Source organism: Dryocola clanedunensis (assembly GCF_038405435.1).
GTDB lineage: Bacteria > Pseudomonadota > Gammaproteobacteria > Enterobacterales > Enterobacteriaceae > Dryocola > Dryocola clanedunensis_A.
Genome location: NZ_JBBYHZ010000002.1, coordinates 221,444 through 237,503, shown reverse-complemented (window position 1 = coordinate 237,503; position 16,060 = coordinate 221,444). Strand labels below are relative to the sequence as shown.

Here is a 16,060-nt window from a genome sequence, read left to right as displayed (position 1 = left end):
TCTTCCTGTTGGTTATCCTGCCCCTGAACGAATAAAGCTTGTGCAAAGCGCCTTAATAAATAACATTAAATTTACATTGCTAACAAACAACATCGAACAATAAGGAAACACTATGTCCTCGCCGCTAAGCGCACAGCTAACCCAACGTTTCTTTCGCTACCTTGCCGTAACCAGCCAGAGTGACCCTCGCGTCAGCACCCTCCCGAGTACGCCGGGCCAGCATGAGATGGCGAAAATGCTGGCACAGGAGCTGCGCGAACTGGGCCTCGACGATATCGTCATCGATGAGCACGCAACGGTGACCGCGGTGAAAAAGGGGAACGTGCCGGGTGCGCCGCGAGTAGGGTTCATTACGCATATCGATACCGTGGACGTTGGGCTTGCGCCGGATATCCATCCGCAAATTCTGCGTTTCGAAGGTCAGGATCTCTGCCTGAATGCTGAACAGAACATCTGGTTGCGCACTGCCGACCATCCGGAAATCAATGCCTACCCTGGCGAAGAGATTATTTTCAGCGACGGCACCAGCGTGCTGGGTGCGGATAACAAAGCGGCGGTGACGGTAGTGATGACCGTGCTAGAAAACCTGACCGCCGAAGATAAGCATGGCGATATCGTGGTGGCGTTTGTCCCGGACGAAGAGATCGGCCTGTGCGGCGCAAAGGCGCTGGATTTGAAGCGTTTCGACGTGGACTTCGCATGGACTATCGACTGCTGTGAGCTGGGTGAAGTAGTGTTTGAAAACTTCAATGCGGCCCATGCGGAGCTGAAGTTCACCGGCGTAACCAGCCACCCGATGTCCGCGAAAGGCGTGCTGGTGAACCCGCTGCTGATGGCAATGGACTACATTAGCCATTTCGACCGCCAGCAGACGCCGGAGCACACGGAAGGCCGCGAGGGCTATATCTGGTTTAACGGTATGCAGGCTTCACAGAGCGAAGCCGTGTTAAAGGCGAACATCCGCGATTTTGATCTGGCAAACTTTGAGCGCCGCAAGCAGCAGATTGGCGAGGTCGCGGGGAAGATTAAGGCTAAGTACCCTACCGCCCGCGTGGAATACAGCATCAGCGATACCTACAGCAATATCAGCAACGCCATTGCCGATGACCGGCGGGCCATCGACCTGATTTTTGCCGCCCTGGAGGAACTGGATATCGAACCGAAGGTGATCCCGATGCGCGGCGGTACGGACGGCGCGGCGCTGTCAGCAAAAGGATTGTTAACGCCAAACTTCTTCACCGGGGCGCACAACTTCCATTCTCGCTTTGAGTTTTTACCGCTCAAGTCTTTCGAGGCGTCTTATAACGTGGCTTTGAAACTTTGTTTGCTGGCGGCTAAGTCTGCATGATTTAAAGCAGATGACGCTGCGCTTATCCGGCCTACAAACAGCAGCGTCATCCATCGATCAGTTTTTACGCGCGAGCATAGTCGCAAAACGCAGTTTGATACGGTTACCTTCGGCATCGGTTCTGTGCAGCTCGCCCACGTCCTCGTTGTATTTAATCAGCTCCCACCCTTCGTAATAGTTGCTCAGTTCACCCGCCTTAAACGCAAACGGGAAGCCAACGTTGCAGGGATAATCTTCAGTGTCCATCGCGGCCACGATCAGGTTGTAACCGCCCGCCCTGGTGCAGCGCTGCATGTTGGCAATCAGGCCCGGGATGGTGTCTCGCTCAAGGAACATCATCACCACGGTGGAGAGAATAAAATCGTACTCGCCGTCAAACTTCAGCTCATTGAGATTTACAATATCGGTGACGATGTTTTGCAGCCCTTCCGTCTCGATGATTTGCGCGAGGTTGTTGATGCTCATGGGATTTTTGTCCCAGGCGGTGACATCAAAACCTTTCAGATTCAGGTACAGGCTGTTACGCCCGCTGCCGCAGCCGAGATCGAGGGTTTTACCCGGCGGCACAATCGTGGCCGCGTTGAGCACTTCAGAATGGGTGGCGGTTAAACTGTATTTTTCGGTGTAGTAATTCTCTGGTTTCTTGTCCATGACGGCTCCCTGTAAACGTGCCAGTTTCGCTGATTATTAAAATGCATCTGGAATGCATTTTATTCGATCCCCCTGCCGAACGCCACGCCGACAAATTTCCTGCTACGTTTTAAGCAGCGCTCTGTGGAGGATACTGATGAACAAATACCGGTTAACCGACGATTACCAGCTGCATACTTATCTGCAGGACGGTGAGAAACAGCAGGTCAAACTGCGGCAGACAGTCGCGCTGCGGGATTTTGCCGATGTGAAACAGGGGCAAGCCGGCGGCTGGCTTGAAAGCGAAATGAATCTGGCCCAGCAGGGTGACTGCTGGGTGTATGACAATGATTGTCTGATCTTTGGCAGCTCCGATGTTCGCGATAACGCGCAGGTGCGCGGGGCGTCCACCCTTTGCCATCAGGCCCATGTCTACGGCGACGCCGTAATTCAGGATTCACTGATCAGCGGCGAATGTAACGTCTTCGGCAACGCCCGGATAAGCGATGGCAGCCAGATTATCGCCGTGCGTGGGCTAACGGCGGACCGCGACCAGCTGCTGCAAATCTATGGCAACGCGCAGGTGGAGGCCTCACGGGTTGTCCATCAGGCGCAAATCTATGGCGATGCGGTTGTTCGCCATGCGTTTGTCGAGCACCGCGCCGAGGTGTTCGGCCACGCGTTACTGAAGGGCAATGAGGAAAATAACGTCTGGATCTGCGACTGCGCCCGAATTTTTGACAACGCCCGTATTATTGCCGGCAGCGGCGAAGATCAGATCCCCACTATCCGCTACTCGTCCCAGGTCTATGGCAATGCGCTTATTGAGGGTGACTGCGTGCTGAAGCATCAGGTGCATATTTACGGGGATGCGACGCTGACAGGCGGCCCTCTGCAGCTGGATAACAAGGTTCAGGTCTACGGCAGCGCGAGAGTGACGGGTAACGTGCTGATTGAAAATAACGTACAGATTTACGACCGGGCCGAGGTGGATGGCCTTGATGGCGAGCTTATCCATATTCGCGGCATCAAGGACATCGGCGGCGCCCAGCGGGTGACGCGTACGCCGTTCTATGGCGTTTTCTGACTACCCGATAATGCGGGCATAAATATTCTGATCGTGAAACTGCCCGTTGAGGTATTCCGCCTGCCGCAGGCAGCCTTCCAGCGTAAAGCCGCAGCGGCGTGCAACCCGGTTGCTGGCCTCGTTTGCCACGCGGCATTTAATAACGAAGCGGCGGATGGTCCCTTCTTTTGAATACTTTGCCACTACGGCTTCGATGGCCCTGGCGATAATTCCCTGCCCCTGCATATCTTCATCCAGCCAGTAACCGATATAGGCCGTTTTGTTCGTCTGTTCGATGGCGTTAAACGAAAACACGCCGATCATCTCGTCGCGCCGATAAATCAGGAACATTTTCGCGCCACCGTGATGGTGCAGCAGGTAATTGCCCTGCGCGGTTTTGCGGATGTCCTCAACCGAAGTCACGTACTGCGGCCAGTCCATCGCTTTTTGAAGCCAGGCCTGGTTGTGCATCACAAGGTTGAACAGCGCCTCCGCATACTTTTCGTGTATAGATTTTAAGACCAGCTTATCGCCGAGAATAATCTCTTCATCCTGCCAGTTTTCAGCCTCTTGCACCGCGAGCCTCCTTCGTCGTGTCTGTTTACTATAGTTAGCACAGGCTTTAAAAAGGGGAAAGATTATGTCTCGTGTCATTGCGGCAAACATGGTGCAAAAAGGGAGTCCTGCACCAGGTTAGTTCCCCACCGTTGCGCATTACCCTGCAAAAAACACCAGAAACGTAAGTTTCACCACCCGTCAAATCTGGTACAAAAGTTGCTACCTCATCAGGGTAACCATAAGGAGACCGAGATGAAAGCGATCGTAATAGGCGGCGGCATTGGCGGATTATCAGCAGCTATCGCGCTGAAACGGTGTGGTATCGCAACAGAAGTGTACGAGGCCGTAAAAGAGATTAAACCCGTTGGCGCGGCGATTTCCATCTGGCCTAACGGCGTGAAGTGCCTCAACTGGCTCGGTATGAAAGAACGGCTACAGCAGCTTGGCGGGCCCATGGAATTCATGGCCTATCAGGAATATCAGCAGGGCCAGACTTTAACCCGCTTCAGCCTCGATCCGCTAATCAACAGCGTTGGCGAACGCCCTTATCCCGTCGCGCGGGCGGAATTGCAGGATATGCTGCTCGATACCTATGGCCGCTCAGACGTGCATTTTGGCAAGCGAGTGGCAAAGGTCGAAGAGTTTGACGGCGGCGTACGGGCCAGTTTCGAAGACGGGCACGTGGCCGAGGGCGACCTGCTGATTGCCGCAGACGGCACGCATTCCACGATCCGCCCCTATGTTCTGGGATTTGAGACGGAACGCCGCTACGCGGGCTATGTCAACTGGAACGGGCTGGTGGAGATTGACGAGTCAATCGCCCCCGCCAACCAGTGGACGACGTTTGTGGGCGAAGGCAAACGCGTCTCGCTGATGCCCGTTTCAGGAAATCGCTTCTACTTCTTCTTCGACGTCCCGCTGCCAAAAGGGCTGGCGGAAGATCGCACAACGGTAAAAGAAGATCTTGCCCGCTATTTCAGCGGCTGGGCGACTCCGGTGCAAAAACTGATTGCCGCGATCGACCCGCAGACAACCAATCGCATAGAAATTCATGATATCGAACCATTTATGCAGCTGGTGCGCGGCAGAGTGGCGCTGCTTGGGGACTCAGGCCACAGCACCACGCCGGATATCGGCCAGGGCGGTTGTGCCGCGATGGAAGACGCCGTGGTGCTCGCCATAGCCCTGCAAACCAACTCCCTGGGCGTGGAAGATGCCCTGCTTCGTTATCAGGAGAAACGTGCGTATCGGGTAAAAGATCTGGTGCTCAAAGCCCGCAAACGCTGCGATGTCACCCATGGTAAAGACATGGCCGTCACCCGCAGCTGGTACGAAGAGCTGAAAAGCGAGACGGGCGAACGCGTGCTGTCCGGCATGCGCGAAACGATTCTTGGCGGTCCTCTGGAGTAGTTGCAGAAAATTTCACTCAGGCCTGTAAGGTGTGTTCCAGAATGACGTCAGAAATTGACGTCATTTTTTTATATGCTACAGTGACTTCATAAATTGACATCACGGAAGGATTCATGGGACATGGCAGGGAATACCTCAGAAACAAACATAACAGTACCCTAAAGCAAATTTTTGCTAAACCTACCGCCCCTGACGTCAGGTGGCAGGAAATAGAAATGCTCATTGTGGCCTTAGGGGGAGAAGTAAGCAGCGGCAGAGGTTCACGCGTGCGTTTCCTGCTCAATGGCAGCATTGCAAGATTTCACCGGCCTCACCCGTCGCCCGTAACGGACAAAGGCGCCGTCGTCAGCTTACGGGAATGGCTTGAAAGTATCGGAGTGACACCATGACAAACACCCACCTTATCCCCAATACCATGGTTATTTGCGGTCAGCCTGCGTTAATCACCTGGGTTCCGGAAATTAACCAGTTTCGCGGTAAATTTTTAGGGCTATCGGGCTATTGCGATTTTGTTTCTGACAGCGCTAAGGGCCTGATAAAAGAAGGTGAGATTTCGCTGCGGGAGTATCTTGCAGACTGTAAAGCAAGCGGCATTGATCCCTATGAGCGGGAAGAGAAAACCAGAACGTTTACGTTGCGCTATCCGGAATCTTTCGGCGAACGGCTGGCCATTGCGGCGGCCGAGCAGCGGATGTCTGTGAACAGCTATATCGTTGAGGTACTGAGCAAGCAGATGAAGCTCAAGTAAAAATCCCCGCATTATTGTGAGCCTATACCGTTCAATTAAGTCAATGAATTAGGGGAAACATCGGGTTTTGGTTCCCGGAAGGACGCCAAACCACTACCGGCGGGTGACGCAATTGCTTACCCGCCCTACATAAAAAACCCCGCATCATCAGCGGGGTTTTTATTTATTTCATCACGCGGTCATCCACGTAGTTACGCTTGTCCGGCGCCGGTGGGAAGTACTGATACAGCCATGTTTCACTGATAGCATCCCCCTGACAGCGCAGGAACATGCGCATATCTACCGGCGCGGTAGAGTCGTCCGTTGGGTACCAGTCGAACAGAATGCGGTAGCCGTCGAACGGCTCCACGTAGAGGATTTCTACCTGCTTCGCTTCACCGTTAGACAGCGTGATCACCGGCTCAATGCCCTTCGGCGCAGCGGCTTTCAGATCGCCGCCGACAAAGTCGATAGCGAAACGGCGGGACCATTTATCCGGGAAGTGTTCGCCCGGCGCCCAGCCTTCCGGGAAGCTGCCCATACCGGTGCGGGTCGCGTAAACGCGCGCCAGCTCGGTGGTGACCGGCGGCAGTCCGCTCCAGTAAAGACGGTATTTAAACTCCAGCTCATCCCCGGCCTTCACCGGTTTTTCCGGCTGCCAGAAGCAGACGATGTTATCCAGCGTTTCGCCGGTTGTTGGGATCTCCATCAGGCAGACGCTGCCCTTGCCCCATTTATTACGCGGCTCCACCCACAGGCTTGGGCGCTTGTTGTACCAGCCCATGATGTCCTGATAGCTGGCAAAATCATGGTCCAGCTGCAGCAGCCCGAAGCCCTTCGGGTTTTTATCCTGGTAGGCATTGAACTGCAGCTTCTGCGGGTTATTCAGCGGGCGGGCAATCCATTCGCCGTTGCCAAGCCACATCGCCAGGCGATCGGAGTCATGGATCTGCGGGTGGATAGTGTCACACGTGCGGCGTTCGTTGGTGCCGCAGGCGAACATGCTGGTCATCGGCGCGATGCCCAGCTGTTTGATATCTTCACGGGCGTAAAGGTGATTATCAACTTCCATCACCACGCGCTTCTCTTCGCAATTAATGATGAACTTGTACGCGCCGGTGACGCTTTTGCTGTCCATCAGCGCGTAAACCACGAAGGTGGTGTCGCTTGCCTTCGGCGTTTCAAACCAGAACGAGGTGAAGTCAGGGAACTCTTCAATCTGATCGGTGAAGGTATTGACCGCCAGGCCCCGCGCGGACAGGCCGTACTGGAAGGTGTTGTCAACGGCGCGGAAGTAGCTCGCCCCCAGGAAAGAGACCACGTCACGGCGGGCAATTTCTGGCGCTTTAAAAGCTTTGAACCCGGCGAAACCGAGATCCATCTGCCCTTCCAGCTGCCTGGTGTCAACGCCTGCGTCGTTGTAATTAAACAGCTGCGGACGGAAGTGGATTTCACGCGCCTGCTGCGTAGACGCATCCACGGAGAACATGCGCACGCGACGCTTAAAGCCCATGCCGACGTGGAAGAACTGCACGTCCAGCTGGCGGTTATCCGTGCCGTTCCATAGCGAATGGCCTGCATCATACTGAATGGCGTTGTAAGCCTGTGGCGTCAGATTCGCCAGCGTGTCCGGTAACGGGCGCGGAGCACCGCTCCAGGGCTTTTTCGACAGGTCATGGGCCATTGCCTGTAACACCGAGAAATCGAACGCGGTCGTGCGTCCATCTGCGATGTCAGATTCCGCCGCGAAAGCAGCGCGGGGGAAAAGTGAGGCAAGGGTCGGGGCGCCGCAGGCTGCGGCGAGAGCCATAGAGGCTTTGATAAAACGTCTGCGGTTCATGCCTGAGAAATCGTCCTTTTATGTCGATGTATTTCGCTCTGCCCGTGAGGCAGAGCTACGGCAAATGTTGCAACCATTACGACCGCACACTCTAGACAAAATTCACTGTTAATCCAATCGTTGTCGTCCTGGATTCCTCTTAGGGACACAGTTTTTTTAATAGAAGCAGAAAGGGATGAAAAAGAGGCAGCAGAAAAGAGGCTTCGAAGGGTGAAGCCTGCTGGCATTCACCCTTTAAAAGAAAGGAATTACTTCACGCTGACGTCGATACCCGGGAAGTATTTCTTCGCAAGCGTGGTTACCGTGCCGTCGGCTTTTACTTTTTCGATTGCGGCATCCAGCTGCTTTTTAGTTTCAGCATCGCCCTTACGCAGGCCGAAACCGATACCACTGCCGAGAATCGTATCGTCGCTAACTGGCTTACCGATAAAGCCAAACCCTTTGCCCTGCGGCTTGCTGAGGAAACCGGCCTGGCCCGCGGCGGACATTACCAGCGACGCATCAATTCGCCCGTTGAGCAGGTCGCCCCACGCCATATTCTGGTCTTTATAAGACACAACGGTCACGCCCTGCTTCTCCCAGTGCTCTTTCGCGTAGGTTTCCTGAATGGAGCCCTGCAGCACGCCGATTGTTTTACCCTTCAGGCCCGCTGGCGTTGCTTCAATTGCGCTGCCGGTTTTACCCACCAGCTGGGAAGGAATGCGGTAGATTGGCTGGGTGAAGTCGATGCTTTTGCGGCGCTGTTCGGTGATGTTCATCGCCGAGTTAATGGCGTCGAACTTCTTCGACATCAGCCCTGGGATCAGCGCATCAAACGACGTTTCCACCCATGAACACTTCAGGTTCGCTGCCTTACAGACGGCGTTACCCAGATCGATATCAAATCCTTCCAGCTCGCCCGAAGAGTTACGGCTCTCAAAAGGTGGATATTCAGCTTCCACCCCGTAGCGCATTTCGGTTGCGGCCAGCGTAGAAAAAGTAGTTAACATCCCAACGGCTAAACCAAGCGCATGTAATTTTTTCATTGTGACCCCTGTTTAACGTGGCTTCAGCTGGCACAGCGCCTGCGCGCCTGCCCGTAAAGTGGCTTCATCTTTAGCGAATGACAGCCGGATCAGTTTATTGTCCGTGCCGTCGGCATAAAACGCGGAGAGCGGTATCGTCGCCACGCCGTGTTCGGTAATTAAACGCTTCACCATGTCGCTGTCTGACTCGTCGCTGAAATGTTCGTAGCTCGCCAGCAGGAAGAACGATCCCGCGCTCGGCAGCAGCTTAAACGACGACCCGGTAAGCAACGTCTGCATTAAATCGCGCTTGCGCTGGTAAAACGCCGCCAGCGAAAGATAGGTTTGCGGGTCCGCCATGTAGTCGGCAAAGGCGTACTGCATCGGGGTATCGGCGGAGAACATCAAAAACTGATGCACTTTGCAGATTTCGTCCATCAGCGCCGCAGGCGCCAGGCAATATCCCACGCGCCAGCCGGTGACGTGGAAAGTCTTACCGAAAGACGAGACGATGACGCTGCGTTCCGCAAGCTGCGGATGCGTTGCCATACCGTGATGCCGCTGACCATCAAACACAATGTGTTCGTAAACTTCGTCAGACAGCACAACAATATCCGTGTTGCGGGTTACCGCTGCAAGCATTTCCAGATCGTGCGCGCTGAACACCTGCCCGCTCGGGTTGTGAGGCGTATTGATGATGATCATGCGGGTACGGGAGGTGATTGCGGCCTGCACTTCGTCCCAGTTGACGGTGAAATCAGGCAGCGCCAGCTTCAGCGCCACGGGTTTCGCGCCCTGTAAGCGAACGATGGGCGCATAGCTGTCGAACGACGGTTCAAAATAGATGACTTCGTCGCCCGGGTGCACCAGCCCGCTGATGGCGGAATACAGCCCTTCGCTGGCGCTGGCGGTGATCAGAATTTCGTCGTTCACGTCATAACGCGCGCCGTAGAGCGTTTCCACCTTCTGGGCGATAAGCGTTTTCAGCGGCAGCAGGCCCGTCATCGACGCGTACTGGTTGTGGTTTTCCAGCATGGCTTTGGTGACGCCGTCGACCAGCTTGCGGTCCGGGGCAAAGTTCGGCGCACCCTGGGAAAGGTTGATAGCGTTGTGCTGCGCAGAAAGCTGGCCAATAACGGTAAATATGGTGGTGCCCACGTCAGGCAATTTTGAACGATGTTGTACGGGGGTCTGCATGGTAAGGGCCGCTCCTGTCATGACTCGATTTGCATAACTATTCAATGGCGAGCTTGTCACGACAACCGAATTGTTGTCATAATAGCCATGCAAAAATTGCATGGCTCAACGGAGACTGGTATGGCCCGGCGCAGCGTTCCTCTGAATACGATTGATGCTTTTCTGGTTACGGCGCGGCACCTAAATCTTACCCGCGCGGCGAAAGAGCTCTGCCTTACCCAGGGCGCAGTCAGCCGTAAAATTGCCTCGCTTGAAGAGTGGCTGGGTTTTAGCGTGTTTGAGCGGCATGCGCGCGGCCTGCACCTCACGCCTCAGGGCAGCGCCCTGCTTCCCGATCTTCAGGCCGCCTTTGAGAATCTGATCGAGGTTGCCGACCGCGCCTGCCACAAGCCAGACGTTATCCGCCTGAAAGCGCCGACCTGCGCCATGCGCTGGCTGGTGCCGAAAATAATCGAGCTGGAGCAAAGCTCGCCTGAAATCCAGATTGCCCTGACCACCACGGTCGAGCACGGGGTCAATTTCAAAAACGAACCCTACGATGCGGCGATAGTTTTTGGCCCGCACGCCAGAGCGGGCACGCTGTTATTCGAAGAGACGCTCACCCCGGTTATCAGCCAGAGTTTATTAAATAAAGCAGCGTCTGCGCAGGACGCCCTGCAACGCTTTACTTTTCTGCACCCTACCCGCGACCGCACCGACTGGTCGCTGTGGTTTGCGGACTATCCCGCAGGCAGGCTGGCCATGAGCAAAAATCAGCATTTCGATACCATGGATCTTGCCATCAGCGCCGCCATTCAGGGATTTGGCATCGCTATTGCCGACGAAACGCTGGTGGCGGAGGATTTACGCATGGGTCGCCTGGTACGCCCGTTTGCCCACAGCGTAAAGACAGGGGCCAGCTATCGTCTTACCGTGCGGACAGGCAGTGAAAACGCCGCCGGTCTGGAAGCGTTTTGCACAAGCCTGCTGGGCATCAGCTAACGCGCCATTTCTCGGGGCTGGGTTGCTTCGGCGGCTGCTGGATGAGCGGCACAACCTTCAGCGTGGCCTCCGCGAAATCATTATGGTGGGTAGAAAAGCTGCCGATTTTATAGGGCATCGGCGTATCTCTCAGCCAGGTGCCGCTGACCGTCAGCAGATAATCATCTTTGTTACCGGAAAGCACATCAGCAAGTTCACCCAGCGCCGTTTGCAGGATCATTTCCGCCGCCGCAACGCCCGGCTGCATTTTGGCCACATTGGTCGTCGGCAGGCCAGCGTTTAGCCGGGAGATAACAGAGTCAATCTGCGCCCCTACCGCCTTAAAATCTTCGTCAGACTCCATCACCATAACGCTTAGCGTGACGAACGAACCGGGGTTTGCCGGGCCGTAGAGCATCACCCCGTCCCCGGCGAGAATAATCTGCTCGTAAGCTTTAACGTTATGGAACTCTTTCAGCTGGTAGGCCAGCCGGGTATTTCCGGCGTCGTGCTCGTCCATTGCCAGCACGACGATGTACGGCTCGTTATATTTATCTAGACCATCAGACGATTTTCTTAGCTTAAGCGCGGACAATACGATGGCGATATTGTCGCAGGCAGGATCAAAATTCATAGCAGCCTCAGGTTGCGTGGACAGTCACGCAACCCTACTCCCGGCCTACATCAATTTCACATGATGTTTCATCACACGTTTGAAAAATTGCATCCTTAAATGCATAAAACGATTAATGATGGAAAATTTAGCCCGTTTATTTACCCCCAGCAGCATGGTTCTGTCGCGGCGGCGCGTGCAGGCGGGCCAGCGCAGTTTGCCCTCCAGCCAGCCGCTGCTGGACGTCGCCTTACGGGCAAATTCAGCCCAGTAATCGCAGACCCTGGCCGAGAAGGCTAAATCATCTTCCGTCACATAATCGCTTGCGGGCGGCGTGAGATGCAGGGTATCGAACACGTACGGCACTTCGTTGCCGTGCCAGGCACCGTTGGCATACGTCTCCCGTTCCGCCTCAGCGACGTAGTCAAAGTAATAGCGCCAGCAGGGCTGGCCGATACGCTGCTGGGCCTGCATCACCACAAAGCCCATCGTGGTGAATGCCATATCCCGGCATACCTGCCGACCAAGCTCAACGTCGCCTTTCACGCCCGGATAAAGCAGCTTAATCAGCCCGAGGCCGAAACGTTTCTCGCGGCGCAGCAGATCGATTTGCCCGGCAAGGTCGATGCCGAAATAGCTCAGCACGCTGGCCTCGTCGCTGTTGCTGCCAATCATCACCGGCAGCGGATGCTGCTTGCCGGCGAAGAACGTGTCCAGCATTGGCTCCGGCAACACGCGGTCGCCGCAAATGGGTGCCGGGCCAATATTCAGCGGCGCTTCCAGCGGCCAGAACGCCTCTGCGGGCAGCGCCCGCAGCTGTTCGGCGGTAGCGTTTTCAAGCCCGAAATGGCGCCCCAGCGCGATCCCCTTTTTAATCGCCATGTTGCGGTCCACGTCCGGCAGGGTATAGGCGCTTTGTACGATTGCCTTGTGGAACAGCCCGGCGGCAAGCGGCGAAGCCAGCAATGACAGCACGCTGCGGCCCCCGGCCGATTCGCCAAACAGGGTCACATTGTCGGCATCCCCTCCGAAGGCGGAGATGTTTTCCTGCACCCAGCGCAGCGCGGCTATCTGGTCCATCAGCGCGAAGTTGTAGAGTGGCCCGTCGGGATCTTCCCCTTCCAGCGAAGGATGGGCGAAAAAGCCGAGATGGCCGAGACGGTAATTTATTGAGACGAGGATGACGCCGCGCGATGCAAACCCGGCGCCGTCGTAGGGAGTCAGACCGCCTGCGCCGATGGTGTAACCTCCGCCATGCAGCCAGACCATAACGGGTAAGTTACTTCCCTCACAATCGGCAGGCTTCCAGATGTTCAGGTACAGGCAATCTTCAGAGAACTGTCCCGGATCGCCCCCGCCGACGGCCTTGCAGTATTCGAGGCTTTGCCAGCAGGCAGCTGAAAACTGACCTGCGTCTCTTATGCCGTCCCATGCCTCTGGGGGATATGGCGCGCGCCAGCGGCGCTCACCGACGGGCGGTGCGGCGAAGGGGATGCCGCGAAAAACCGCAATATCCCCTTCCAGGGTTCCGGCAAGCTTGCCCTGCGCTGTCTCTGCCAGAGCTTCTCCGCTCCGGACTTCAGGCTTTTCCATCTGCTGTTCCTTGTTAACGACACCCGAGCAGAGTAACGCGTTTAGAGCAGACCGCAACGCCGTTTACTGCGATCCTCCGCCTGCTGATAGAGCTCAAATTCATTGGCCACCGGTGCGCCAAGCGCCTGTTCGAACGCCTCGCGGCTTGCCTGACCGTGGCTGCGGGCACCGTTTTCACCGCCGAGGTTCGACTGGAAGATGCCCGCGGCGCTGACCGGCAGAAAGTCTTCGTAGGTAATAGGCTGCGCCACCAGCCAGCCGCGTTCAATCAGCAGCTGCGGGTCGTCGCCGGGCCTGATGCTCTGGCGATGCATCTCTCCCGCGGGCGTTAACCGATAGCGGAAATAGGCCAGCGCCTGGCGGCGCAGGAGCGCATCGCTGTCCGGGAGGCGGCTGAACACCTCCTGTAAATGGTGCTGGTGGCTGAGGTTATCTTTGCCGTTGCCTGCGGCAAGCAGCAGCTCGTCATAAAGCGCGCGTCCCTTTGGCGTCAGCGCCACGCCGCGCTGTTCTATCTCCCCGAAGCGGGCGGTATGGGTACCGTGATGTTCTCCGGCAAACAGGATCGGCTCTTCAAGCGCTTTAAAGCTGGTCTGGCGCAGCAGGATGGGGAATTCACGGCGCGGCGGCCCTTCGATGATTGCTTTCGGCGAAATACCATATTCCGGCATCAAAGCCTGAACCCGGTCGATATCCAGCGTTCTTGGGGTGAGATGGTTGATATGGCAGCCCCGGAAACAGACGACGTCCGCAATCAGCCGGTGCTGATCGTGGAGCGCCTGGTACGTCTGGGCGTCCACCGTCGCGTGGCTGTGCCAGCGGAAGGTTTCCAGCGCCTCGCGCACAAACTCGTCGGCCTGTGCTTCGCTCAGCCCGCCCTGCTTATCAAAGATATCGAGCAGCGCCCGGCTGCGCGGGGTAAAGATATCGCGTTTTGCGAGAATGGACGCAGCCTTCTTCCGCAGCGCTTCGTTCTCGATCAGCTCCAGGCGCAGCAGCGAGGTAAATACACGGAACGGGTTGCAGGCAAGCGCCGTGTCGTCAACCGGGCGAAACGCGGTGGAATGTACAGGCACGCCAGCCTGCGACAGATCGTAATAGCCGACCGGCTGCATCCCCATGACGGCAAACAGGCGCCGTAAGGTCGCCAGCTCCTCCGCTTTTCCCACGCGAATAGCGCCGTGGCGCTCCACGTTCAGCCTCGCCAGCTCATCCGCATTCTCCAGCTGCTGGTGCAGCTGCGGGTCATTTTCCAGTACCGCCAGATTCACATCGGCGACAAGGTCTAACAGCGTGCCGTACTGCGGCACCTCTTGCTGGTACATCGCCGACATTGCGTGCGAAAATTTTTCCCGAATCTCATCAGCCGTGATGTTGTTCGCCATGATGTCGTGTCTCCAGTGAATATTGCTGAAAGAGTAGAGTCTGGGCGGCAAGTCAGGGCGAAGAATTTGCGTTTTGTGATCTGCTTTACAGCGCTGAGCATTTGGTAATGGTAACGGAATATTTCATAACCTGTAGTGATGTAAATAAGGCCATAAATTCACTTTAATTTAACATTTCATTAACCGAGACTGGCTCGGGCAAAGACGATAACCATAACGACCTCACCTACCCTACACCTGGAGCCAGCTATGTCCCGACTGTGGCAACCCCGCGAGCTTGTGCATCGCGACTATGATTCACATCCCCCGGCGTTCGCGCCGGGCTATAAAACCAGCGTGCTGCGTTCACCCCGCAACGCGCTCATCTCCCTGCAAAACTCGCTGTCAGAAATTACCGGGCCGGTGTTCGGCGAGAAAGATTTAGGGCCGCTGGATAACGACCTTATTATGAATTACGCCAAAGACGGGCTGCCGATTGGCGAACGTATTATCGTTCATGGCTACGTGCGCGACGGCTTTGGCCGCCCGATGAAAAACACGCTGGTGGAGGTCTGGCAGGCCAACGCTGGCGGTCGCTATCGACACAAAAAAGATAAATATCTAGCGCCCGTCGACCCGAATTTTGGCGGCTGCGGGCGCGTGCTGACCGATGAGAATGGCTACTACTTTTTCAGAACGATTAAGCCCGGCCCGTATCCGTGGCGTAACCAGGCCAGCGACTGGCGGCCTTCGCATATCCACTTCTCTCTTTCCGGCGAGTCCTTTGGCCAGCGGCTGATCACCCAGATGTATTTCGAAGGCGACCCGCTGATCAAGCAGTGCCCGATTGTCAAAACCATCAATAACGACGATGCGATACGCACGCTGATTGCCGAGCTGGATACCCATGCCGCCGTGCCGCTGGACAGCCTTGCGTACCGCTTCGATCTGGTCCTGCGCGGCCATCGCGCCACGCTGTTTGAAAACCGCACCCAGGGGGCCGCACGATGAAAGATTATTTAAGGGAAACCGCCTCGCAGACGGCTGGTCCATACGTCCATATTGGCCTCGCCCCGAACGCTGCCGGGTTCAACATCTTCGAGACGAACTTCAGCCATATCCTGACGAACGCCCACACCGAAGGGGAACGGATCGTTGTTGAAGGCCGGGTGTTTGACGGCTCGGGCACCCCGGTGCGCGACGTGCTGCTTGAGGTGTGGCAGGCCAACGCCGCCGGACGTTATAACCATCCCGCTGACCAGCAGCAGGAGAAAAAAATCGATGAGGATTTTCGCGGCTGGGGGCGCACCTGCTCTGACTTTGACAGCGGCGTCTGGCGCTTCGAGACCATCAAGCCCGGCCCGGTCGCAGGACGTGACGGCAGAATGATGGCCCCGCACCTGAACCTGTGGATTGTCGCTCGCGGCATCAACATCGGCCTGAATACCCGGATGTATTTTTCCGATGAACAGGCTGCAAACGCCGAGGATCCGGTACTCAACCTGATCGAATGGGAAGTGCGTCGTAATACATTGACTGGCAAACGTGAAAAGCGCGGCAACGAGGTGGTTTACACGTTCGATATCTATCTTCAGGGTGAAAACGAGACGGTATTTTTTGACCTCTGATGGCCGGGGCGGATGTCGCCTGCTCACATCCGCCCGGCAATCCGGTTAATGTTATGCAAATGATTAAAATGTTAATGATATTTTGCTGGTAGGTTAACATAATCAAACAACATACCTTGTCA

General features: G+C 56.0%; 16 protein-coding genes. 8 read left to right on the top strand and 8 right to left on the bottom strand.

Annotation, left to right across the window (positions count from 1 at the left end):
* The first annotated feature begins 112 nt into the window (after positions 1 to 112).
* Positions 113 to 1,348: a peptidase T gene (gene pepT / locus AAE045_RS05180; protein ID WP_455546770.1), complete on the top strand. Its 1,236-nt coding sequence runs from the start codon at positions 113 to 115 to the stop codon at positions 1,346 to 1,348.
* A gap of 57 nt (positions 1,349 to 1,405) precedes the next feature.
* On the opposite strand, the gene tehB is transcribed toward pepT, so the two are convergent.
* Entirely contained in the window at positions 1,406 to 1,999 is a 594-nt protein-coding gene (gene tehB / locus AAE045_RS05175; protein WP_455424555.1) for an SAM-dependent methyltransferase TehB, read from the bottom strand.
* 136 nt (positions 2,000 to 2,135) lie between these two features.
* Between tehB and ydcK the strand changes: the two genes are divergently transcribed.
* Positions 2,136 to 3,065, top strand: coding sequence for a YdcK family protein (gene ydcK / locus AAE045_RS05170; protein ID WP_455546769.1), 930 nt, complete (start codon positions 2,136 to 2,138; stop codon positions 3,063 to 3,065).
* On the opposite strand, the gene rimL is transcribed toward ydcK, so the two are convergent.
* Positions 3,066 to 3,620, bottom strand: a complete 555-nt coding sequence (gene rimL / locus AAE045_RS05165) for a 50S ribosomal protein L7/L12-serine acetyltransferase (protein ID WP_455546768.1) — start codon at positions 3,618 to 3,620, stop codon at positions 3,066 to 3,068.
* Positions 3,621 to 3,854: 234 nt separating this feature from the next.
* Here rimL and hpxO point away from each other — a divergent pair, with 234 nt between their 5' ends.
* The 3 genes from hpxO to AAE045_RS05150 all read left to right on the top strand — a co-directional run bounded on the left by hpxO (position 3,855) and on the right by AAE045_RS05150 (position 5,760).
* Positions 3,855 to 5,012: an FAD-dependent urate hydroxylase HpxO gene (gene hpxO / locus AAE045_RS05160; protein WP_455546767.1), complete on the top strand. Its 1,158-nt coding sequence runs from the start codon at positions 3,855 to 3,857 to the stop codon at positions 5,010 to 5,012.
* A 113-nt stretch (positions 5,013 to 5,125) separates the two neighbouring features.
* Positions 5,126 to 5,401 (top strand): type II toxin-antitoxin system HicA family toxin, encoded by a 276-nt coding sequence (locus tag AAE045_RS05155; RefSeq protein ID WP_202303658.1) that lies wholly within the window; start codon positions 5,126 to 5,128, stop codon positions 5,399 to 5,401.
* Complete coding sequence (locus AAE045_RS05150; RefSeq protein WP_202303657.1) at positions 5,398 to 5,760, top strand: type II toxin-antitoxin system HicB family antitoxin; 363 nt, start codon at positions 5,398 to 5,400, stop codon at positions 5,758 to 5,760. The genes AAE045_RS05155 and AAE045_RS05150 overlap by 4 nt, the downstream gene beginning before the upstream one ends.
* Before the next feature lie 163 nt (positions 5,761 to 5,923).
* On the opposite strand, the gene AAE045_RS05145 is transcribed toward AAE045_RS05150, so the two are convergent.
* From AAE045_RS05145 to AAE045_RS05135, 3 genes are all read right to left on the bottom strand, one after another.
* Positions 5,924 to 7,579: a glucan biosynthesis protein gene (locus tag AAE045_RS05145; RefSeq protein ID WP_455546766.1), complete on the bottom strand. Its 1,656-nt coding sequence runs from the start codon at positions 7,577 to 7,579 to the stop codon at positions 5,924 to 5,926.
* Positions 7,580 to 7,827: 248 nt separating this feature from the next.
* Positions 7,828 to 8,604: an ABC transporter substrate-binding protein gene (locus tag AAE045_RS05140; RefSeq protein WP_455546765.1), complete on the bottom strand. Its 777-nt coding sequence runs from the start codon at positions 8,602 to 8,604 to the stop codon at positions 7,828 to 7,830.
* Between the two features lie 12 nt (positions 8,605 to 8,616).
* Positions 8,617 to 9,780, bottom strand: a complete 1,164-nt coding sequence (locus AAE045_RS05135) for a methionine aminotransferase (protein WP_455546764.1) — start codon at positions 9,778 to 9,780, stop codon at positions 8,617 to 8,619.
* A gap of 120 nt (positions 9,781 to 9,900) precedes the next feature.
* Between AAE045_RS05135 and AAE045_RS05130 the strand changes: the two genes are divergently transcribed.
* The gene (locus tag AAE045_RS05130; RefSeq protein WP_455546763.1) at positions 9,901 to 10,761 is read left to right on the top strand and encodes a LysR substrate-binding domain-containing protein; all 861 of its coding nucleotides are present in this window, start codon (positions 9,901 to 9,903) and stop codon (positions 10,759 to 10,761) included.
* Here the strand turns inward: AAE045_RS05130 and AAE045_RS05125 are convergent.
* Genes AAE045_RS05125 through hglS form a run of 3 tightly spaced genes read right to left on the bottom strand, consistent with a single transcriptional unit; the run spans position 10,754 to position 14,331 of the window.
* Complete coding sequence (locus AAE045_RS05125) at positions 10,754 to 11,374, bottom strand: hypothetical protein (RefSeq protein ID WP_455546762.1); 621 nt, start codon at positions 11,372 to 11,374, stop codon at positions 10,754 to 10,756. The genes AAE045_RS05130 and AAE045_RS05125 overlap by 8 nt on opposite strands.
* Before the next feature lie 45 nt (positions 11,375 to 11,419).
* Positions 11,420 to 12,946, bottom strand: coding sequence for a carboxylesterase/lipase family protein (locus AAE045_RS05120; RefSeq protein ID WP_455546761.1), 1,527 nt, complete (start codon positions 12,944 to 12,946; stop codon positions 11,420 to 11,422).
* A gap of 41 nt (positions 12,947 to 12,987) precedes the next feature.
* Entirely contained in the window at positions 12,988 to 14,331 is a 1,344-nt protein-coding gene (hglS, locus tag AAE045_RS05115) for a 2-oxoadipate dioxygenase/decarboxylase HglS (protein WP_455546760.1), read from the bottom strand.
* Between the two features lie 249 nt (positions 14,332 to 14,580).
* On the opposite strand from hglS, the gene pcaH reads away from it, so the two are divergent.
* On the top strand, positions 14,581 to 15,321 hold the full coding sequence (gene pcaH, locus AAE045_RS05110) for a protocatechuate 3,4-dioxygenase subunit beta (RefSeq protein ID WP_455424565.1): 741 nt from the start codon (positions 14,581 to 14,583) through the stop codon (positions 15,319 to 15,321).
* Complete coding sequence (pcaG, locus tag AAE045_RS05105) at positions 15,318 to 15,938, top strand: protocatechuate 3,4-dioxygenase subunit alpha (protein ID WP_455546759.1); 621 nt, start codon at positions 15,318 to 15,320, stop codon at positions 15,936 to 15,938. The genes pcaH and pcaG overlap by 4 nt, the downstream gene beginning before the upstream one ends.
* Positions 15,939 to 16,060: the final 122 nt, after the last annotated feature.

What these genes read in the sequence shown, in the direction of transcription:
- AAE045_RS05150 (WP_202303657.1), top strand. Translation starts at nt 5,398, where the DNA reads ATGACAAACACCCACCTTATCCCCAATACCATGGTTATTTGCGGTCAG.
- tehB (WP_455424555.1), bottom strand. Translation starts at nt 1,999, where the DNA reads ATGGACAAGAAACCAGAGAATTACTACACCGAAAAATACAGTTTAACC.
- AAE045_RS05125 (WP_455546762.1), bottom strand. Translation starts at nt 11,374, where the DNA reads ATGAATTTTGATCCTGCCTGCGACAATATCGCCATCGTATTGTCCGCG.
- AAE045_RS05140 (WP_455546765.1), bottom strand. Translation starts at nt 8,604, where the DNA reads ATGAAAAAATTACATGCGCTTGGTTTAGCCGTTGGGATGTTAACTACT.
- ydcK (WP_455546769.1), top strand. Translation starts at nt 2,136, where the DNA reads ATGAACAAATACCGGTTAACCGACGATTACCAGCTGCATACTTATCTG.
- AAE045_RS05130 (WP_455546763.1), top strand. Translation starts at nt 9,901, where the DNA reads ATGGCCCGGCGCAGCGTTCCTCTGAATACGATTGATGCTTTTCTGGTT.
- AAE045_RS05145 (WP_455546766.1), bottom strand. Translation starts at nt 7,579, where the DNA reads ATGAACCGCAGACGTTTTATCAAAGCCTCTATGGCTCTCGCCGCAGCC.
- pcaG (WP_455546759.1), top strand. Translation starts at nt 15,318, where the DNA reads ATGAAAGATTATTTAAGGGAAACCGCCTCGCAGACGGCTGGTCCATAC.
- AAE045_RS05155 (WP_202303658.1), top strand. Translation starts at nt 5,126, where the DNA reads ATGGGACATGGCAGGGAATACCTCAGAAACAAACATAACAGTACCCTA.
- pepT (WP_455546770.1), top strand. Translation starts at nt 113, where the DNA reads ATGTCCTCGCCGCTAAGCGCACAGCTAACCCAACGTTTCTTTCGCTAC.
- hglS (WP_455546760.1), bottom strand. Translation starts at nt 14,331, where the DNA reads ATGGCGAACAACATCACGGCTGATGAGATTCGGGAAAAATTTTCGCAC.
- pcaH (WP_455424565.1), top strand. Translation starts at nt 14,581, where the DNA reads ATGTCCCGACTGTGGCAACCCCGCGAGCTTGTGCATCGCGACTATGAT.
- AAE045_RS05120 (WP_455546761.1), bottom strand. Translation starts at nt 12,946, where the DNA reads ATGGAAAAGCCTGAAGTCCGGAGCGGAGAAGCTCTGGCAGAGACAGCG.
- hpxO (WP_455546767.1), top strand. Translation starts at nt 3,855, where the DNA reads ATGAAAGCGATCGTAATAGGCGGCGGCATTGGCGGATTATCAGCAGCT.
- AAE045_RS05135 (WP_455546764.1), bottom strand. Translation starts at nt 9,780, where the DNA reads ATGCAGACCCCCGTACAACATCGTTCAAAATTGCCTGACGTGGGCACC.